Origin of the sequence: Streptomyces canus (assembly GCF_041435015.1) — a bacterium.
Lineage (GTDB): Bacteria > Actinomycetota > Actinomycetes > Streptomycetales > Streptomycetaceae > Streptomyces > Streptomyces canus_G.
In genome coordinates this window covers 483,889-503,518 of record NZ_CP107989.1, presented here as the reverse complement: position 1 = coordinate 503,518, position 19,630 = coordinate 483,889, and the positions used below count along the sequence as shown (strand labels likewise).

The 19,630-nt window shown below is 70.6% G+C and carries 19 protein-coding genes; 12 read left to right on the top strand and 7 right to left on the bottom strand.

The annotated features are described in order from the left end of the window. The first annotated feature begins 151 nt into the window (after nucleotides 1-151). The 6 genes from OG841_RS02410 (at nucleotide 152) to OG841_RS02385 (ending at nucleotide 5,181) form a co-directional block, all read left to right on the top strand. On the top strand, nucleotides 152-856 hold the full coding sequence (locus OG841_RS02410; protein WP_328643017.1) for a response regulator transcription factor: 705 nt from the start codon (nucleotides 152-154) through the stop codon (nucleotides 854-856). 22 nt (nucleotides 857-878) lie between these two features. Beyond that, nucleotides 879-2,006 carry a sensor histidine kinase gene (locus OG841_RS02405; protein ID WP_328643018.1) on the top strand — a complete coding sequence of 376 codons (1,128 nt, stop codon included), beginning with the start codon at nucleotides 879-881 and terminating at the stop codon, nucleotides 2,004-2,006. A gap of 440 nt (nucleotides 2,007-2,446) precedes the next feature. Further along, nucleotides 2,447-2,572: a hypothetical protein gene (locus OG841_RS02400; protein ID WP_328643019.1), complete on the top strand. Its 126-nt coding sequence runs from the start codon at nucleotides 2,447-2,449 to the stop codon at nucleotides 2,570-2,572. A 161-nt stretch (nucleotides 2,573-2,733) separates the two neighbouring features. Continuing rightward, nucleotides 2,734-3,915 (top strand): SpoIIE family protein phosphatase, encoded by a 1,182-nt coding sequence (locus tag OG841_RS02395; RefSeq protein ID WP_371570541.1) that lies wholly within the window; start codon nucleotides 2,734-2,736, stop codon nucleotides 3,913-3,915. A 118-nt stretch (nucleotides 3,916-4,033) separates the two neighbouring features. Next, complete coding sequence (locus tag OG841_RS02390) at nucleotides 4,034-4,246, top strand: hypothetical protein (RefSeq protein WP_371562980.1); 213 nt, start codon at nucleotides 4,034-4,036, stop codon at nucleotides 4,244-4,246. A 38-nt stretch (nucleotides 4,247-4,284) separates the two neighbouring features. Continuing rightward, nucleotides 4,285-5,181, top strand: coding sequence for a hypothetical protein (locus OG841_RS02385; protein ID WP_371562978.1), 897 nt, complete (start codon nucleotides 4,285-4,287; stop codon nucleotides 5,179-5,181). Between the two features lie 155 nt (nucleotides 5,182-5,336). On the opposite strand, the gene OG841_RS02380 is transcribed toward OG841_RS02385, so the two are convergent. After that, nucleotides 5,337-5,789, bottom strand: coding sequence for a hypothetical protein (locus OG841_RS02380; RefSeq protein WP_328643023.1), 453 nt, complete (start codon nucleotides 5,787-5,789; stop codon nucleotides 5,337-5,339). Between the two features lie 631 nt (nucleotides 5,790-6,420). On the opposite strand from OG841_RS02380, the gene OG841_RS02375 reads away from it, so the two are divergent. From OG841_RS02375 to OG841_RS02350, 6 genes are all read left to right on the top strand, one after another. Beyond that, the gene (locus tag OG841_RS02375) at nucleotides 6,421-6,900 is read left to right on the top strand and encodes a winged helix-turn-helix transcriptional regulator (protein WP_371562975.1); all 480 of its coding nucleotides are present in this window, start codon (nucleotides 6,421-6,423) and stop codon (nucleotides 6,898-6,900) included. A 493-nt stretch (nucleotides 6,901-7,393) separates the two neighbouring features. Further along, nucleotides 7,394-8,146 (top strand): SDR family oxidoreductase, encoded by a 753-nt coding sequence (locus OG841_RS02370; RefSeq protein ID WP_371562973.1) that lies wholly within the window; start codon nucleotides 7,394-7,396, stop codon nucleotides 8,144-8,146. Between the two features lie 373 nt (nucleotides 8,147-8,519). Further along, the gene (locus tag OG841_RS02365) at nucleotides 8,520-8,705 is read left to right on the top strand and encodes a hypothetical protein (protein ID WP_328643026.1); all 186 of its coding nucleotides are present in this window, start codon (nucleotides 8,520-8,522) and stop codon (nucleotides 8,703-8,705) included. Further along, nucleotides 8,702-9,562, top strand: coding sequence for an MBL fold metallo-hydrolase (locus OG841_RS02360; protein WP_371562970.1), 861 nt, complete (start codon nucleotides 8,702-8,704; stop codon nucleotides 9,560-9,562). The genes OG841_RS02365 and OG841_RS02360 overlap by 4 nt, the downstream gene beginning before the upstream one ends. A gap of 428 nt (nucleotides 9,563-9,990) precedes the next feature. Beyond that, the gene (locus OG841_RS02355) at nucleotides 9,991-11,055 is read left to right on the top strand and encodes a quinone oxidoreductase family protein (protein WP_328643028.1); all 1,065 of its coding nucleotides are present in this window, start codon (nucleotides 9,991-9,993) and stop codon (nucleotides 11,053-11,055) included. Between the two features lie 186 nt (nucleotides 11,056-11,241). After that, a complete protein-coding gene (locus OG841_RS02350; protein ID WP_328643029.1) occupies nucleotides 11,242-12,393 on the top strand; it encodes an acyl-CoA dehydrogenase family protein in 1,152 nt (383 codons plus the stop codon). 246 nt (nucleotides 12,394-12,639) lie between these two features. Here OG841_RS02350 and OG841_RS02345 read toward each other — a convergent pair whose 3' ends face one another. The 6 genes from OG841_RS02345 to OG841_RS02320 form a co-directional block, all read right to left on the bottom strand. After that, a complete protein-coding gene (locus tag OG841_RS02345; RefSeq protein ID WP_328643030.1) occupies nucleotides 12,640-13,155 on the bottom strand; it encodes a PaaI family thioesterase in 516 nt (171 codons plus the stop codon). A 46-nt stretch (nucleotides 13,156-13,201) separates the two neighbouring features. Next, a complete protein-coding gene (locus OG841_RS02340) occupies nucleotides 13,202-14,176 on the bottom strand; it encodes an LLM class flavin-dependent oxidoreductase (protein WP_328643031.1) in 975 nt (324 codons plus the stop codon). After that, entirely contained in the window at nucleotides 14,173-16,602 is a 2,430-nt protein-coding gene (locus OG841_RS02335; RefSeq protein WP_328643032.1) for a bifunctional acetate--CoA ligase family protein/GNAT family N-acetyltransferase, read from the bottom strand. Before OG841_RS02335 ends, OG841_RS02340 begins: the two co-directional genes overlap by 4 nt. A 23-nt stretch (nucleotides 16,603-16,625) precedes the next feature. Then, nucleotides 16,626-17,705 (bottom strand): amidohydrolase family protein, encoded by a 1,080-nt coding sequence (locus OG841_RS02330; protein ID WP_328643033.1) that lies wholly within the window; start codon nucleotides 17,703-17,705, stop codon nucleotides 16,626-16,628. Between the two features lie 98 nt (nucleotides 17,706-17,803). Beyond that, a complete protein-coding gene (locus OG841_RS02325; protein WP_328643034.1) occupies nucleotides 17,804-18,766 on the bottom strand; it encodes an electron transfer flavoprotein subunit alpha/FixB family protein in 963 nt (320 codons plus the stop codon). Nucleotides 18,767-18,810: 44 nt separating this feature from the next. Next, nucleotides 18,811-19,572 carry an electron transfer flavoprotein subunit beta/FixA family protein gene (locus OG841_RS02320; protein WP_328643755.1) on the bottom strand — a complete coding sequence of 254 codons (762 nt, stop codon included), beginning with the start codon at nucleotides 19,570-19,572 and terminating at the stop codon, nucleotides 18,811-18,813. Nucleotides 19,573-19,630 lie beyond the last annotated feature (58 nt).

Below are 19,630 nucleotides of genomic sequence, written 5' to 3'. Positions count from 1 at the left end.
CACCGGCCGGCCTCACACCGCAGGCCCGTCGCCGACCATGACGGACACCGTACGCTGGCGGCATTCGAGGCCCTCTGCCCCGTGCCCCCACGGCCATGACGGCCTGGCCTCCCCCTTCCTCTCCCCACCTCGGCGACGGAAAGCGAGCACGATGAGTACGCAGCGGGTTCTGGTCGTCGATGACGAGCCCAAGATCCGCATGACCGTGCGCGGCTACCTGGAGGCGGACGGGTTCCACGTCGTCGAAGCCGCGGACGGACCGTCCGCCCTGCAGGCGGTCACCCGCGACCGGCCGGACCTCGTGGTGCTCGACGTGATGCTTCCGGGCCTGGACGGATTCCAGGTCCTGCGCCGCATCCGGGAGGCGAGCCAGATTCCGGTGATCATGCTCACCGCCCGGGACGAGGAGGTCGACCGGCTGATCGGCTTCACCACCGGCAGCGACGACTACGTCACCAAGCCGTTCAGCCCCCGCGAACTGGCACTGCGCGTACGAGCGATCCTGCGGCGCGCCGACAGCCGGTCCGAGGCGGACCACGAGGACGGGGTGCTGCGCTTCGACGGACTGACGGTCGATCCCGAGACTCGGACCGTGCTGGTCGATCCCGACCGGACGGTGGAGCTGTCCGCTCTCGACTTCGATCTGCTGTGCGCGATGGCCCGTGCCCCCGGGCGGGTCTTCACTCGGCGCGGCCTGCTGGCCCAGGTGTGGGGTGATGACTTCTTCGGGGACGAGCGCGTCGTGGACGTGCACATCCGCACGCTGCGGCGCGCGCTGGGCGACGACGCGGGCGCACCCCGGTTCGTGGGGACCGTCCGCACCATCGGCTACCGGTTTGTCGGGCGCCCCGCCTAGCGGCCAGGAAGGACACCGACGCGTGCCTGCTTCCCGCTTGCCGGCCTACCACCTGTCTGCGCGGCTGCGCCGGATCAAGGAGCGTCTGTCGCTCCGCGACCGGCTGGTGCTCTCGCACGTCATGGTGCTCCTCCTGGCACTGGCGGCCATGGCGGCGATCAGCGCGCTGATCGAGGTATGGCTCGGTTTTGCCGACATCCAAGGCGACGTGGTCCTGCAGGTCGGCCTCTTGTTCGGAGGGGCCGCGGCTTTCCCGGCGTCCGTCGCCCTGTCCCGGTTTCTGCTGCGTCCGCTCGACAGGGTGCGCGCCGCCACGCGTCGGCTCGCCGAGGGCCACTACGACGACGTCCTTGAACTTCCCAGCGAGCCGGGCCTGGCAGCGCTGGTCGAGGATGTCAACAAGCTGGCGGCGGCCCTCGCCGACACCGAGCGCCGCCGCGCCCGGTTGATCTCCGAGGTCGCCCACGAGATGCGCACTCCCATCACCATCCTTCGCGGCCAGATAGAGGGCATGGCCGACGGCATCTTCACCCCCGACGGGGCGATGTTCGCCTCTCTCGCCGACGACCTCGACCGGCTGCAGCGCCTGGCCGGCGACCTCTCCAGCCTGTCGCGGTCGGAGGAGGGCGCCTTCGATCTTCGCCGCAGGCACGCCGACGTGGCCATGCTGGCTCGGAGCACAGCCGAGCGACTGCGCCCCCAGTACGACGACCAGATGGTGACGCTTTCCGTTGACGCAGGCACACCCGTCGCCGCTCTCTGCGACCCGGACCGGATCACCCAGGTCCTGGTGAATCTGCTCGGCAACGCACTGGCCGCCTGCGATCGGCGGGGACATGTGGCGTTGTCCGTGCACGCTGGACCGTCTCCCGCGCACCACGTGATCGTCCGTGTCATGGACGACGGCATCGGCATCGCCGAACTCGACCGTGAGCGCATCTTCCACCGCTTCGAACGCCTTGAGCATCCCGGCCGACCCGCTGCCGCCGGTGGCAGCGGCATCGGCCTGACCATCGCCCGGGGCATCGCCCGAGCCCACGGAGGAGAGATCACCGCGGAATCCGCCGGCCTGGGCAAGGGAGCGACGATCACCTTGCACCTGCCGCAGGATCACGTTCCGGGAGGCGTCCTGCCTCCGATGTCCCCCTGACCCATCGACCGCGGGGCGGCGGTGACGAGCACGTCGCGGTCGAGAAGGACGCCGAGTAGTGCGCTCAGACCCCGGGGATCGGGCGGACGCCCTCTTCCGGGGCCTGGCGGCTGACGGGACCGCGGTCGTTCCATGCTCAGCGTGCACCGCACGCTGGAACTGCCCGATGGCGTTCCGTCCCGGACCGAGGAGTGGAAGTACCTGCCCGCCTGGCAGAGGGAGAGCCGGCCGGACCAGCCGGCGGCCCTGACCGGCCGGCGCCCCCAGGCCCGGCAGTTCCGCCGTGTCTTCGAGCACCGGCGCCGGCTGGTGAACGAGCCGCACGGCGGGGTGTGCGGCTGGCGGCGGGCACCGATACCGGCCGGGACACCTCGTCCCGGGCTTCGCCCTCCACGACGGCCGGCGCTCGTGGCGGCCGGCCTCACCCCGGCTGAGGCCCTGTGCACGCGGCCACGCGGGACGCGGCCCGCACCCTGGGCCTGCCGGCCGCCGGCAGCGTGGCCCGCGGACAGGCCGCCGATCTGCTCGTCCTCGACGCGCTAGTTGGCGATGACGGCCTGCCGTGACGTTTGATTTGGCGATACGCCCAGGTGCCGAGGGCGCCGACGAACGGTAGAACGTAAGGGTGAGGGACGAGACCAGCCCTGCTGAGGGTGCCCGGCCACATCGTGTGGCGAGGCCGGGGATCGACTACCGGGCGCTGTTCACGGTCAGCCCCAGTCCCTGCATGGTGCTCGGCCCGGACCTGGTGCTCGTCGACGTCAATGAGGCGGCCTGCCGGGGGACCGGCCGTACTCGGGAAGATCTGGTCGGGCGGTACCTCTTTGATGCCTTCCCCGACAATCCGGCGGACCCGGATGCCGACGGGGTGCGGAATCTGCACGCTTCCCTGCACGGGGTCCTGCGCTCGAGGGAGCCGGACACGATGGCGCCGATGAAGTACGACATTCCCGTGGTCGACCGGCCCGGCGTGTTCGAGGAGCGGTGGTGGTCCGCGATCAACACACCGGTGCTCGGGCCGGACGGGCAGGTGGAGTGGATCCTCCACCGGGGGGAGGATGTGACCTCGTTCATCCTCTCCCACCCTCGTCGGCGAGGAGGCGGGGCGCTCAGCGGCGTGGAGGCGATGGAGGTCGAGCTGTACGCGCGGGCGCGCGAGCTCCACCGAGTGAACGAGGAACTGCGCCAGGCCCACGCCCGAGAACGCCAGGTCGCCGTCACCTTGCAGGAGGCCATGCTCCACTCTCCCCACCTGGCCCGGCACCGGGACACCGCGGTGCGCTACTTGCCCGCCGCCGGGTCACTGAACGTGTGCGGTGACTGGTACGAGGTGGTCGACCTGCCCGAGAACAGATTCGCCGTCGCGGTCGGCGACGTCGTCGGTCACGGCCTGGAGGCCGCCGCCGTCATGGGCATGCTGCGCAGCGCGTTGTCCGCCGTAGTCCGGGCCGTCGACGGGCCCGCGAGAGCCCTGGACGTCCTGGGCCGGTATGCGCGCTATGTGGAGGGTGCGCTGGCCACCACCGTCGTCCAGGCCGTCATCGACACCCGCGCTCGCCGCATTCTGTACAGCAGCGCAGGCCACCCGCCTCCCGTCCTGCTTCACCCGGACGGCACCTGCGAACTTCTGGACCAGGCCACCGACCCTCCGCTGGGGGCCCGCCCCGAACCCGTCCCCCGCGTCCAGGCCGACCTGCCCTACACCCCTGGCGACACCTTCGTGCTCTACACCGACGGTCTCATCGAACGCCGCGGCGAGGACATCGACGCCGGCCTGCAACGCCTCACCGACGCGCTCGCCCGCCATGCCCGCCACAGCCCCGAACGTCTCGCCGACGCTCTGCTCGCGCACCTCGGCGTCAGCAGCGGCGCCCGCGACGACATCGCCCTCATCGTCCTCCGCCTGTGAACCACGCACCGTCACCTGCACGCTGTCGCGAACCGACCTCGCCCCGGCCTGCGAGGCGGGATCCGAAGCTCGCCCCCGCCGGGATGCGGGGCGCTGCGGTGCGCGTGAGGCTGGTGCCATGTCGGAGCGCCGCGTCATCATCTGCCCGCCGTATGGGACGGGTGGCCGCAGGGCGGGCATCGACGATCCGTTGCTCCGCACGGCCCACCGCTTGCATGACCTCACCGTGTTCCTGCAGAACACGGGCCGGACTGGCGGACACGAGCTGGATGTCGGGGAGTCGAGACGGAACGAGCGGCATGAGGGCAGCCTGGAGGTGCGGGGACACTGAACGCGCGCAAAAGCCGCCGGGGCAGCGAAGGGGACGACGTGGAAGCCGTCCTCGACGAGCTGTACACCGCGCCGCCGTCCGATTTCGTCGCCCGGCGGGAGACGCTGGCCGCCGCCGCGAGAACCGCCGGCCGGATGGACGATGCCCGCCGCATTCGCGCCGCCCGCCGCCCCACCCTCGCGGCCTGGGCGGCCAACCTCCTCCTGCGCTCCCAGCCGGAAGAGAGCCGGCAGTTCCTGGAACTGGGACAGGCGCTGCGCGAGGCCTACCAGGCCCTGGACGCCGAAAGCCTCAAAGATCTCTCCACGCAGCGCCGCCGCGTCGTCTCCGCCCTCTCCCGGCAGGCCGCCCAGCTCGCCCGTGACGCCGGGCACCGGCTCTCGCAACCGGTCCAGCAGGACCTCGAAGCGACCCTGCGCGCCGTACTCGCAGATCCGGACGCAGCCGATCAGTGGGCGGGCGGCCGCCTGGCCAACGCCCTCACCCCGCCATCGGAATTCCGCCCGGGCAGCGCACCGGTGGCCGAGAAACCGGGCACCCGCAGTCGCCCGGCGGCCCCGTCCCCCTCCGCGTCTCCGAGACGGGCATCCAAGGACGAACTCGCCGAGCGCCGCCGCGCCCGACAGGAGCAGCTGGCCCGCGCGCGGGAGGAAGCCGAGGCGGCCGAGCAGTGCCTGCGTGAAGAGCGTGCACGGCAGGCGGACTTCGACGCCGAGCTTCGGCGGGCGCGCAAGCGCACCGAACAGGCTCGTCGACGGATGTCCGCCATCGAGGAGCAGATGCAGCAGGCGCGCGAGGAGTGCCGGCAGGCCGAGAACGAACAGCAGGAGGCCGAGGGACACAGCCGCTCCGCTGCCGACGTCGTCGCCCAGGCCCAGCGGGCGGTACACGAGTCCACGCAGCGGGTACGCCGCATGACCAGAGGCGCCACATGACCGGCACCGGATCACCAGAGTGCAACACCGGCCCAACCCTCACCCACTCCGTGGTTCACCTCGCCCGTCACGACGGACCCGCCGAGCAGACTCGGCTCCAGTGGCTTCCGAACGGAGAAGTCGACCTGCGTCCTGGGGCAGAACCGGTACCGCGATCAGTCGAACCAGACCACGAGTCGCACGTGCTCTGGGCCATGCACCTCGCCAAGCGTCCGCATCACGTCCCAGACCGGGGCCCAGTGGGTCTCGTCACCGGCGACCGCCCTTCGGCTGCGCGTGCCGGACCGATCTGTCTCGTCCCAGTCGGCGGCTGCCAACTCGGCCCAGCTGATCCATGTCGTTCCGTGCGTGTCCTGTGGTCCGCCCCACGCGCTGAACGTGCCTCGCAGTCCGTCCGAGGCGTCCTCCGGCAGACCGCGGTCCTCGGTCAGCGGCCGGAACCCGAAGGAATTGCGGACGCCGAAGAGGCAGGCGAGGGCGTCGTAGGCGTTGCCCGTATTGAGGAGGAAGAGGTCAATGGCGGCGTGCCAGACCGCGTCCTCGTCCTCCTCTCCCCAGATGCGGGCCAAGGGCCGGCACTCGATCATTCCGCTCACTTCGGTTGACATGTCCTCAGTCTGCCGAGACAAGGCTTGTCGCCGCGATGGAGTGATGTGACACGCGCGAGTGTCTCGGACCCGGGGTGTCTGAGGCGGCGTACAAGGGCGACAAGCACCTGCGGTGGCCGGGCGGGCCGATATCCTGCGCCAGGTCGAGGAAGCTCCGTGGTAGGGATCTCGACCGCCGCCTCCCCGGCTGGCAGTAACGCAGCCGCCAGTTCCAAGACGCGAACTCCAAGGCTCCACGACCCGACGTGAACGCACGCCGCAGGCCTTGCAGCTTGCTCCGTGCAATCCGGAGCAGGCGGCCGCCCCCCGGCTGGGCCTCCTTGACCGGTGACTCGCTCGCCGGTCGTACTCCTGGCAGCCTGTCTCGCCGTCACATGCGCCAGACCGGCAGCTGCGACGTGCAGTCGGCCCGTCCGGCGAGGGGATGCGCAATTGATCCTTCTTACCTGCCGCGTCCCTTTGCCTGTGGGGGATCCTGCCCGAGTCGCCTGCTCCCGCTCGGCAGGCGTACGTGTCTTCTGGCTGGTGATAGTAAACTCAGGCATGCGGTGCGGCTGCGGGACGTGCGTGGCCACCGGAACGAGTGTCCGGCGTCGATGTGGAGGTGAGTTCTGTGCCGTCAGGAAGGCACGTGTCCGGCCCCATGGATGACGAGCCGGCCTGCTCCATGGAGCGGAGCCTGCAGGTACTCGGCGAGCGGTGGACTCTGCTGGTGCTGCGTGAGGTCCTCTACGGCCGGCACCGGTTCGCTGAAATTCAGTCAGCTCTCGGCATCGCGTCGAACCTGCTCAGTGACCGGCTCAAGGTTCTCGTCGACGCCGGAGTGCTGCGGACACTGACCTACCAGGAGGCAGGCAGCAGGCCCCGGCAGAGCTACCACCTGACGCCGGCCGGGCTCGAACTGCAGCCCGTCCTGGGAGCGCTGCAGCAGTGGGGCGACCGACATCGCCCGCGGCCCGCAGGTCCCTCCGTTGGCCGGCGGACCCGCTCCACGGGGCGGGCCGTCCATGTGGGGTTCGTCGATGACGAGGGCCGCGAGGTTCCCGTGGAGGATGTGTTGCTGGCGGCAGCACCTGACCCTCAGAACTCGTCCCCCGGTCAGTCCGGCTGAACCCAGCCTTCGTCAAAGCGTTCCCGGTCCCGCCCAGCCGACTGCTGCGGTGTCCGGATTGCGGCGGACCGTCGGGGCAGCCGGCGGACCAGAAGACCCGCGCCGGGGCTGTACGCGGAGAAGCTGCCTCCAGTGAGCACTCCTGGGTCCATGGATCTCTTGAGGGTCCGGGCACTCGCTGAGGATGCCTCCTGACCCTCCCTGCTGCCGCCCGCGCCAGGATGCGCGAGAGCTTCGCCGACTGCGTCATGGACAGCAGCAAGAACCCCACCCGCAGCACCGCCCCCTCCGGCGGCTCGTGGCGCCGTCCGCGCAGCCGGCGGCCAGAAGTGCCTGCTCAGCACCGATACGGCGACAGGTCGACGCCCTCGAACTCACCGCCTCTCTCGAAAGTTGGGCCCAAGTCGCACCCCTGCTGGATTGCATTTTTAAAGTCAGACCCTCTAGGGTCGTTCCCATGAGCAATCAAGGGAATGGTGAAGGAGGCGCCGACATGGGCGTGCTTGCGGGCAGGACGGCTCTGGTCACCGGGGCGAGCAGGGGCATCGGACGCGGGATCGCGGAGCGGCTGGGACGCGACGGCGCACGGGTCGCCGTGCACTACGGCAGGAACGAGGCGGCGGCGAAGGAGACGGTCGCCGCGATCGAGGCGGCGGGTGGCTCGGCCTTCGCCATCGGCGTGGAGCTGGGGGTGCCCGGGGACGCCGAGGCCCTGTGGGAGGAGTTCGACCGGCACGCGGACGGGCTGGACATCCTGGTGAACAACGCCGGAATCGGCAACACCCGGTCGATCGAGGAAATCGACGAGGCGGAGTTCGACAGCGTCTTCGCGGTGAACGTGAAGGCGCCCTTCCTCCTCGTCAAGCACGGCCTGACCCGTCTGCGCGACGGCGGCCGGGTCATCAACGTCTCGTCGGGACTGGCCCGGAGCGCGAAGATGCCGAACGCCATTGCGTACGCCATGACGAAGGGCGCTCTGGACACCTTCTCCCTGTACCTGTCCAAGGTGCTGGGCCCTCGGAACATCACCGTGAACTCGGTGGCGCCGGGGGTCATAGCCACGGACGGCACATATGAACTGCTGCACACGAGCGAGGACGCGCGGGAGCATATGGCGGCGCTGTCTGCGCTGGGCCGGGTGGGGGAGACGGCCGACGTCGCGGATGTGGTGGCGTTCCTGGCGTCGGACGGGGGCCGGTGGGTGACGGGGAGCTGGGTGGACGTCACGGGAGGTTCACAGAGCTAGCTGGGGCGTCGCAACGCGACCCGGAGCATGGCGCCGCATGCGAACGGCCGCCGCGGTGCTTCCCCGTCACAGCTGCGATCTTGTCGGGCAGCGGCAGCAGTTGAGTGACGTCGTTACGGTTTTCACCGGTCGGTGACACCCCGAGCGGGATGCCCTGCCCCTCGGTGAGGACCTGGTGCTTGCTGCCCGGTCGCGCGCGGTCGACCGGACTGGGACCGCTTCTGGACGCGCCGAGCCGCCCGGGCGTGGGAGGGATCGGCCACCCCCTGGGCCAGCCGATCTTGTTCGCCGCCCGCACCTTCTTCAGCAGCACGCATCGCGGCTCGTCCAGGCGCCGCCCTCGTTCAAATGTTCACGACGATGGAGAGGACTGATGGTGATCACCTATCCGGACAGAGCCAATCGCGGCCTGGGACGGACGGTCAATCCGCCCGTATCCGCAGCGAGCGGTGTGGTCGAGGACGGTGTCGCGACGCACGTCGCCGGCACCGCGTACGGCAAGCATTTCCCGCGGCGGGAAAGCCTCGCGGCGGCCGGCGGACGGGCGGAAATCCGATGAGCAGCACCGATCTTCGCTATGAGGTCTTCGTCTCGGACATGGAGCCGGTCACGGTCGCGGCTCCGCCACGGCCGGACGACGGGCCGTCGCTTTGGTCATCGATGTCCCACACGCTCATCTACGGGAAGAACGAGGCGCTGCTGACCGACCCGCCGGTCACACGCGGGCAGGCCGACACGCTCATCAAATGGGTGGAAAGCCACGATGTGGCGCTGCGCTACATCTATGTGACCCACGCTCACTTCGACCACTTCGCGACCACGAATCACCTGCTCCGCCGGTTCCCTGACGTGACAGTCGTCGCGAGCGACGCGGTGCTTGCGGGCATCGCCCACCAGACACCTGGCGGAGTGCTGGCCGGCACATACAGGGACATCTTCGGCGACGCCCTTCCCGAGCCTCCGTTGACCGTCCAGGGTTCCGTCTTCCCCGCGGACGGACTGCTCCTCGACGGCCACGAACTCTTCGCGCACGAGGTCGGCCACTCCGACACCGACGACACCAGCGTGCTGCACGCGCCCTCACTGGACCTGGTCATAGCCGGCGATGTCGTCTACAACAACGTGCACCAGTATCTCGGAGAAGGCCGAGACGGCGGCCTGGAGGCGTGGCACCGGGCACTCGACAAGGTCGCTGCCTTGAAGCCGCGGTTCGTGGTGGCCGGCCACAAGGACACCCAACGCGGAAATCCCGCATCGGACATCGAAGAAACGCGGCGCTATCTCGACGTCGGCGCCGTCGTCCTCGAGCAGTCCACGAACCCCGCGGAATTCTTCAACGCGATGAAGCAGCGCTACCCCGAGCGTGTGAACCCGTGGGCAATCTGGCTCAGCGCCCTTCAACTGTTCGGCAACTGACAGCTGACACCGGCCTCGGCCGGGTGATGCGCAAGCAGGTCCAGGGGGTTCAGAAACCTGCGTCCGGACCTGCTCTGCCCGGCCGGGTTCGGCCGCACGGAGCGCCCGGCTTCATGGAAGCTTCATCCGGGGAGCGGTACGGGCTTTATGAGGCGGCTGTTGCCTGGTGGTTGTGCAGCTTTCTCGTCCCGCCTTCCAGCACAAGGTTGTGCAGCACTTGACTGCGGCGGTTCACATCGAGCTGTCCGGTTCAGTCCTGATCTCGGTGTACTCCTCGGGGAGTTCCGTTTCCTTTCCATCCTGTGTCCGTCCCTGGTGAGCCGCCTGGCCGGGATCGGCTCACGCATGCCCGTCGGCGGGACGGATGTGGTGTGGACGGCTGAGTGGAGCCTGCGATGAATTGCGTATCGATCTGAAGGAACGTGAAAGTGGAACAGACCATGATGGCGGTCCGCCTGTTCGAACACGGCGGGCCCGAGGTGCTCCAGTACATGGAGGCGCCGGTTCCCGAGGTCGGCCCCGATGACGTCTTGATGCGTGTGCACGCCACGGCCGTCAACAGCTGGGACCTGCGCTACCGTGCGGGCAACCTGCCGCAGCCTCTGCCGGGTCGGCCGCCGTGGCCCCTGCCCTTTCAGCTCGGCCGGGACGCGGCCGGTGAGATCGTCGCCACCGGTGACAACGTCACCCGCTGGCGCCCCGGCGACCGGGCTGTACAGCTCCCGCACCCGCCATGCCGCAACTGCGCCCTGTGCCTGCGCGGGCTGGAAAACCTGTGCGTCGACACCGCCTACCCCGGTCACCAGGTCTTCGGCGGATACGCCCAGTACGTCGTGCGCCGCCAGGACGCCGTCCTGCCCATCCCCGGCGGCGTCGACTTCCAGACCGCCGCGGCCACCATGTGGACCTACACCACGCCCCTCAACTGCGCGCGCCAAGCACCCGTCGGCCCCGGCGACACGGTGGTGATCACCGGCGCCAGCGGCGGAATGGCGATCGCCTGCGCACAACTGGCGAAACTCAGCGGCGCCACCGTCATCGGGACCACCACGAAACCCGACCACGACGAAGCACTCGCCAAGCTCGGCTACGACCACATCGTGCACTCCACCGCCCCCCAACTGCCCGCACGCGTGCGGGAGCTGACACACGGCCTGGGCGCCGACGCCGTCTGGGACTGCGTCGGAGGCAATGACTTCTTCCAGCTGTCTCTTGCCTGCGCACGGCTCGGCGGCACGGTCATCGTCCTGGGGACACCGACCGACCAGGGATCCCGCCTCGAACTGGACGCACTCGCCGTCATCGGCCAACAGGTCAAAATCGCCGGCGTGCGCGGCGCCACCCTGCGCGACCAGCAACTGTGCCTGGAACTGCTGGCGGCCGGGAAGATCACCCCGATCATCGACCGTGCCTTCCCCCTGCAAGAAGCCGCCCAAGCCCACGCCTACCTCGAAAGCCACCGTCAGACCGGCAAGGTGCTCCTCCTGCCCTGAGCCCGCGGGCGTCCAGCGAGCCGCGAGTGTGGGCTGGGGGCTGCACGGCCCCGTGCACCGCGGCTCGGCGACCACCAGGTGACCGGCGCGCAGGTAACCGTGGTCTGGCAGTACTACGGCCGCCTTCTATCAGCTAACATAGAACAATTAGATAGATGAATAGGCTAGTGCTGGCGAGGAGTGGCCGTGGACTTCGGGCTGACCGACGAGCAGGACCTGTTGCGTGCGACGGCTCGGAAGTTCGTCGCCGACGTGTGTCCGGCCGAGAAGGCCAAGCAGTGGGACGAGGAGGGCGTCGTACCGCCCGAGCTGTTCCGGGGCATGGCCGACCTCGGGTGGTTCTCGCTCCCGTTCGCCGAGGACGAGGGCGGTGACGGCGGCGGGCCGCTGGAGCTCATCCTGATCGCCGAGGAGCTCGGGCGGGCCAGCTTCGACGTCGCCATGTGCTACATCGGGGTGCTCATTCCCGGCATCACGGTGTTCCGGTGGGGCAGCGAGGCGCAGCGCGAGTTCATCCGCGAGCAGGTGATGACGGGCCGCCACCGGCTCGCCGTCGGCCTCAGCGAGCCGGACAGCGGGTCCGACGCCGCCGCGCTGCGCACCACCGCCGAGGACCACGGGGACCATTTCCTCGTCCGGGGTCAGAAGGCCTGGTGCACGGGCGGCGGCCTGCCCGACACGACCATCGCCACGTACGTGCGGACCGGGCCCCGCGAGCCCAAGCACGGCGGCATCAGCCTGCTGCTCGTCGATCCCGCGACCGAGGGCGTCGACGTGCGCCGGACGCCGACACTGGCCCGGCACATCCTGGGCACCAACGAGGTCTTCTTCAACGACGCCCTGGTGCCGAAGGAGAATCTCGTCGGTCCGCACGACGAGGGCTGGAAGGTGATGCTCTCCAACATCGAGCTGGAGAAGGTGATCATCAGCGGCGGCTATCTGGGCGCCGCGCAGGCCACGCTCGACGAGATGCTGGACTACTCCCGCAACCGGCACGCCTTCGGCCGACCGATCGGCAACTTCCAGGCCCTCGCGCACGCCATGGCCGACCTGCAGACCGAGATCGACTCCGCCCGGCTGCTCGCCTACCGGGCGGCCTGGCTGCTCGCGCAGGGCAAGCCGTGCACGCGGGAGGGGTCGATGGCGAAGCTGAAGGGCTCGGAGACGTACGTGGCGGCCGCCCGGCTCGGGATGCAGGTCTGCGCCGGGCACGGCTTCTCGACCGAGAGCGTGATGAGCTTCCGCTACCGGGAGTCGATCGTGGCCACGATCTCCGGCGGCACGAGTCAGATCCAGCGCAACGGCATAGCCCGCAGCATGGGGCTCAGGTCCTACTGAGCCCCATCGCCTCGGCCTGCCGGGGGTTCCTTCTGGCCCCCGCTGCCCCGGCCTGCCGGTTGTTCCTTCTGGGCCCCGTCGCCCTGGTCTGTCGGTTGTTTCTTCGGGGCCCCGCCGCCCCGGCCTGTTGGTTGTTTCTTCGGAGCCCTGCTGCCTCGGCCTGCCGGGTGCTTCTTCGGGGCCCCGCCGTCCCGGCCCGTCGGTTGTTCCTACCGGGACCCGTCGCCTCGGCCTGGCCCGATGCTCCTACTGCGCCTCGCCGTCCTGACCGGCCAGCCACTCCTGGTGCCGTGCGAAGTGGCCCTGGTCCCGGGTCACCCAGATTCCGGAGACCCGGGCCAGGACGGCCCGGGTCGGCAGCAGCACCATCTCGCCCGCGATGTACCAGCGCCTGCCCTCCCGCTTCTCCACCCAGGCCCGGACCTCCAGCGGCCGCTGCACCGGCACCGGCTTCACGAAGCTCACGGTCAGTTCCGCCGTCACGCTCAACACCCGGTGCAGCAGCGGCAGATGGCCGAGGCAGTCGTCCAGTACGGCCGCGGTCCAGCCGCCGTGCGCCACATCGGGCCCGCCCTCCTGGTCGCGCGGGCAGGACAGCTCGAACACCGCCGACCCGTCCTCGTCGAGCCGCTCGTGCTCCACTCCCAGCCGGCAGGAACCGGCGGCGCGGCACGCCCCGCACAGGGCCACCCCGCCGGGAGTCCGGGGCGGCTCCTGGAAGTCGGCCCCCGCCCAGGGCCCGGTCGGTGGCGTCGTGGACATGGTGTGACTCCTCTTGTCGGGCGTCGGAGTGTCGGACATCGGGCTGTCAGACATCGGCAAGCAGCGGACGCAGCTTCCCGGCGATGAGCTGGACCTGCCGGGCCACCATCTCCTCGGGCATCCCGGCCAGCGAGGCCCACAGGAACACGCCCTCCACCGGCAACCCTGCCACGTACGCCCTGATGGCATCGGCGACGTCCTGCGGGGTGCCGTAGAGGAACTGGCCGACACCGGTCGCGCTCAGCCCCGTCTCCCGCCACTTCTCGGGGTCGATGGGGCGGGGGAGCGGCTGGTCGGTGCCCTCCACCATGTACCGGCGGTAGCTGTCCCACTGGTACGCCAGGTGCCTGCGTACGACCGGCCAGTCGCCGTCGGGGTCCTCGGTGACGAACGTGGTGAACGAGCCCTGCATACGGCCCGCCGACACGTCGTACCCGCTCTCGGCGAGCCCTTCCCGGTACGGCGTCAGCAGCGCCGGGTTGAGCGACAGCAGTCCCGTGCCGAGCCGGCCGGCCCGGCGGGCGCCCTGCGGGCCCTGGTAGCCGAGCCAGATCGGCAGCGGGTCCTGGACCGGGCCGGGGGTGACGAGGGATTCGGCCCACAGGCCGCGGATCTCCCGTACCCGCTGATCGGTCGTGGAGTAGCGCTTGGTGAGGTCGCCGCCGTACAGCCGGTACTCGGGCACCCGGTAGCCGGTGCCGAGCCCGAGGTCCAGGCGGCCGTCGCTGATGATGTCCACGAGCGCGGCCTGTTCGGCGATCTCGGGGGCCGCGTGCAGCGGTGCGGGGATGACCGCGGTGCCCAGGCGGACCCGGCGGGTGCGGGCGGCGGCCGCTGCGGCCATGGTGAGCGGCTGGGGGAGATAGCCGTCCTCGAAGCCGTGGTGTTCCGAGAACCAGACCGAGTCGAGGCCGAGGCGGTCGGCCTCCTCGCACATCTCCAGGGCGAACCCGTACACCCGCGACCAACTCTGCTGCCACGGTGGCGGGTTGCGCAGGTCGAAGTAGATGCCCACCTTCACGAGGAACCTCCTGTTGCTGTGTTGTCGGCCAGCCGGATCGTCGCGTGCGCGACGGCCACTCCGTCCCCGGGCCGCAGGAGCCGTACCGGACGCAGTTCCAGCGCCTCGATCTCGGTGTGGTCCTCGACCATCGCCGAGATGCGCAGGAGGGTCTCCTCCAGGGCCGCGAGGTCCACCCCCGGGCCCCCGGTCCGGCCGTCCAACAGGGGGGCGGCCCGCAGCGAGCGGACCATCTCGCGGGCGTCGCGGTCGCTGAGGGGGGTGACGCGGTGGGCGACGTCCGCCATGAGATCGGCGTAGTCCCCGGTGAGACCGAAGGCGACCACCGGTCCGAAGACCGGGTCGGCGCGGACGGTGAGAAACGCGTCGGGTCCGGGGCCCGGTTCACCCCCGCGCACGGCGATCCCGTACGAGGCGAGCAGCTCGGCGGCGACCGCCGCGGGGACCGGGCCGGGGGCACTCGAGGCGATCAGCGCCCGGGCCCGCTCGGCGTCGACTCCCGCGAGGTCGGGTACGACGCCCGCCGGGGTGCTGCGCCAGGTCTGGTAGGCCGCCGCGTGTCCGAGCGAGGTGGCCGCGGCCTCGGGGAACGTGTACGTCGGCACCACCAGGTCGCCCCGGTGCAGAAGATCGGCGACGCCCGCACCGCCCAGGAAGCTGGCCAGCACGGGTTTGTCGGGCCGGGCCGCGGCCGCGTCGAGGATCGCCGATGCCACCTCGTCGGGCTTGTCCGCCAGCGGCGGCATGAACAGGACGACGGCCGCGTCGATGCCGTCGTCCGCCAGGGCGGCGTCCAGAGCCTGCCGATAGTGAGCGGCCGTCGCGGTGGGCGTCAGGTCGATCGGGTTCGAGACGTCGGCGTGGGGGGCGAGGGCCGGCCGGAGCGTCTGCCGGGTGCGCTCACCGAGCGCGGGCACGCACAGGCCGCTCGCCGCGCACGCGCCGACCGTCAGCGTCGCCGGGCCGCCCGCGTTGGTGATCACGGCGACCCGGTTGCCGGGCGGGGGAGGCTGGTGGGCGAGCAGCAGGGCGACGTCGAACAACTCTTGGAGGCTGCGGGTGCGGATCACACCGGACTGGGCGAACAGCGAGCTCACCGCCGAGTCCGCGTGGCCCGGGTGGACCGCCACGATGGGTTTGCGCGGCGCGATCCGGCGGGCGACGCGGGCGAACCGGCGCGGATCGCCGAAGGTCTCGACGTGCAGCAGGATCACCGAGGTCCCCGGGTCCTCCTCCCACCACTGGAGCAGTTCGTCGGTGGAGACGTCGACGGCGTGGCCCACCGACACGAAGCCGGAGAAGCCGAGCCGCAGCCGCCGGGCGTAGTCGAGCACCGCGAGCCCGAGCGGCCCGGACTGGCTGGACATCGCGACCCGGCCGGGCGTCGGCAGGGCGGGGGAGAAGGTCGCGGCCAGTCGCGCCGCGGGGGTCGTGTTGACCACGCCCATGCAGTTCGGGCCCACCAGCCGCATTCCGGAGGCGCGGGCGAAACGCGCCAGCTCCAGCTCGCCGGCTCGTCCTTCGGCGCCGGTCTCTCCGAAGCCCGTCGAGACGACGACCACCGCCTTGACGCCGACCTCCGCGCACTCCCGTACGACACCGGGTACGGCCTCGGCCCGTACGGCCACCAGCGCCAGGTCCGGCGCCTCGGGCAGGTCCCGCACGCCGGCGTACGCCCGCGCCCCGGCGATCCGCTCGGCCCGCGGGTTGACGGGGAACACGCTGCCGGCGAAGCCGCCCCGCAGCAGGTTGGCGACGATCTCGTGGCCGATCGTCAGCGGGTCGCGGTTGGCGCCGATCACGGCGACGGAGCGCGGTTCGAGCAGGGGCTTGAGTGAGCGCCGTACGGCCGTCTGCTCGCGGCGCTCGGCCCGCGCCACGGCCTGGGCCTGCGGATCGACGGCGATCTCGAAGTGGATGATCTGACCGGGCGGACCGGCTTCGATCCGGTAGCCGGAGCCGAGGAACACATTGATCATCCGGGCGTTGTCGGCGAGGACGTCGGCCTCCAGCACACGGATGCCCCGCGCCCGCGCGGCGGCGGCGATGTGCTCCAGGAGCAGCCTGCCGAACCCCTCGCTCTGGTGGTCGTCCCGGATGGTGAAGGTGACCTCGGCGTGTTCGGGTTCCTCCGGGTCGCGGACGTAGCGCACCAGGCCGGCGATCTCGTCACCGGCCAGGGCGACGAGCGCCAGCTCGTTGAGGTAGTCCACGTGGGCCCCGCGCCGGATGACGTCGTCGCGGGCGCGGACCACGGGGCCGAGGGAACGGTAGGCCAGGGTGGCCCGGGAGAGGGTGCCGACGAAGGCGACCAGGCGGTCGGCGTCCTCCGGCCGGATGGGCCGGACGAAGGTCGACCGTCCCGTCCTGACGAGTCCGGGCCGCTCGAGGTCTTCGGGATAGGAGGGGTACGGGGGAGTGGTCACCGGAGTGGATCCGTCGGCGCCGCTCAGACGGCCGCCTCCTGGGGAGTCTGCTCCGGCAGGCCGAACAGCTCGTTGAAGGTGCCGCGCGTGACGCGGTCGCGGATGTCGTCGGACACGCCGTCGAACAGGTCGTGCAGCGTGGACTGGGTGTGGCCGTAGGTGCCTTCCAGGTGCGGGTAGTCGTCGCCCCACATCACGTTGCGGTAGCCCGTCGACTCGACGATCTCCACCGAGCTCTTGTCGTGCTGGAAGGAGGCGTACACCTGCTGCCTGATGATCTCGCTGGGCAGTCGGCTCAGCTTGGGCCGGACGAACATGCCGTGCTGGCGGTAGGCCTCGTCCATCCGGTCGCCGATGGCCGGCATCCATCCCGCGCCGCCCTCCGCGATGAGGATCCTCAGGTCGGGGTGACGGTCCAGGGCGCCGCCCGCGACCATGTGGGACACCACCCGCATGCCCGGGTACGTGGTCTCCATGTAGTTGACGACCGCGCCGCCGGGCCCGCGGAAGACGACGTTCTGTCCGCCCGTGCCGATGTGGAAGCCGAGTACCAGACCGGCCCGCTCGACCGCCGTCCACAGCGGCTCCCAGCGGTCGAGCGCGTACTCCTCGCCCTCGCGGGTGGAACACGGCAGGAAGACCGCCTTGAAGCCCAGCTCCGCCACCCGCTCCACCTCGGCGACCGCGTCGTCGATGTCGGCCGTGGAGACGCAGGCGGTGGTGATGACCCGCTTGTTCTTGCTGAGGATCTCCTCGTGGGCCCAGTCGTTCCAGGCCCGTACGGTCTCCCGGGCCAGCTCCCGGTCGGTGATCGACACCAGCCAGAACCCCATGGAGGGGAAGGCCAGTTGGGACCACACACCCTCCTGGTCGAGGTCCTTGAGGCGGACCTTCAGGTCCCAGGCGCCCGGCGGACGCATGGCGTCCATGAAGTCGCCGAGCTGGCGGTCGATGCGCTCCCCGTCGATGTAGAGCATCTCGTACTTCTCGCCGCGCTCGCTGCGCGGGGCGCGGGCGCCGAGCCGCGCGGGCAGCCTCTCGGTCCACACGTCGGCGGGTTCCATCACGTGGGAGTCCCCGGAGTTGACCCAGATCTTCGTCATGACGCTCCTTCGGGTCAGGGCTGCAAGCTCAATGGATGTAATCAGTTAGCGATTTTAGTTGTATGGGTGGCTGAAGGGAAGGCCGGGAGGAGCGGAGATCAGCTCCGGCGCCGCTCGATCTCGTCCACCAGTTGCGGCAGCACCGCGAAGAGGTCCCCGACCACGCCGTGGTCGGCGAGCTCGAAGATCGGGGCGTCGGCGTCCTTGTTGACGGCCACGATGGTCTTGGAGGTCTGCATGCCCGCGCGGTGCTGGATCGCCCCGGAGATGCCGGCGGCCAGGTAGAGCTGCGGGGAGACTTGGGTGCCGGTCTGCCCGACCTGGTGGCTGTGCGGATACCAGCCCGCGTCCACGGCGGCCCGTGACGCCCCGACCGCCGCGCCCAGCGTGTCGGCGACCCGCTCGATGAGGGCGAAGTTCTCGGCGCCGTTCACGCCTCGGCCGCCGGAGACGACTATGTCGGCCTCGGTCAGTTCGGGCCGGTCGCCGCGCTCGCGAGGCGTGCGGGACAGAATCCGGACGGAGGCGGAAGCCGGCCCGAAGGTGATGTCGTGCTTCTCGACGACGGGGTCCGCGGCAGCGGGTTCGGGGGCTACGGCGTTCGGCTTGACCGTGATCACCGGCACGCCCTGGGTGACGTGCGCGGTGACCTGGTGTGTCGCGGCGAACGCCGACTGCTCGGTGACCGGTCCGTCGGGTCCCGCGGTGACCTCGACGGCGTCGGTGATGAGTCCGGATCCGAGCCGCAGTGCGACCCGCGCGGCGATTTCCTTGCCGTCCGGCCCGGACGGCAGCAGGATCGCGGCGGCGCCGGTGCGCTCGGCGATCTGGGTGAGGGCGTCCACGGCCGGGGTGACGAGGTACTCGTCGACCTCGGGGGCGTCCACGACGTGGATCTTCCCGGCGCCGTACCGGCCGAGAACCTCGGTCGCGGTGTCCGCGCCCGGCCCCAGGAAGACGGCCGATGGCTCGCCCAAGCGGCGGGCCAGGGTGAGCAGTTCGAGAGTCGGCTTGCGTACGGCACCGTCGACGTGGTCGACGAGGACGAGGATCTCGGCCACGGTGATGCAACTCCTTCAGGCAGGTATGTCAGGGCGGGGCGCGGTCAGATGAACTTCTTGGTCGTGAGGAACGCGGCCAGTCCCACGCCGCCCGTCCCCTCGTCGGCGACGATCTCGCCCTTGCTGCGCGGCGGGCGCCGGGTCGCGGTGTCCACGCCCGACCGCGCCCCGGCCCGGCCGACCTGTGCGGACTCGATGCCGAGGTCGGCGAGGCCGAGGGTCTGCACCGGCTTCTTCTTCGCGGCCATGATCCCCTTGAAGGAGGGGTAGCGGGCGTCCCCGGAGCGGTCGGTCACCGAGACGACGGCGGGCAGGGCGCCCTGGATCCGCACGGTGGCGCCGTCGCCCTCGCGGCGGCCGGTGACGGTTCCGTCCTCGATCGCCAGGTCCTCGAGGTGGGTGACGGCCGGGACGCCGAGCCGCTCGGCCAGCAGCGCGGGCAGCACGCCCATGGTGCCGTCCGTCGAGGCCATCCCGCACAGCACGAGATCGAAGCCGTGCCGCTCGATGGCCTTGGCCAGCACCAGTGACGTGCCGAACGCGTCGCTGCCCTCGATGTCCTCGTCGCTGACATGGATCGCCGCGTCACCGCCCATGGCCAGGGCCTTGCGCAGGGCGTCGCGCGCGTCGTCGGGGCCGACGGTGAGATAGCTGATCTCGGCCTCCGCGTCCGACTCGGCCAGGCGCAGTGCCTGCTCGACGGCGTATTCGTCGAGTTCGGACAGCAGCGAGTCGACGGACGCCCGGTCGGTGGTGCCGTCCTCGGTGAAGGTGCGGTCCGCCGTGGCGTCGGGGACGTGCTTCACGCAGACAACGATCTTCACGGCAGCCCTCCTGTGGTTCAATGAGTGTTAATAGTTAACT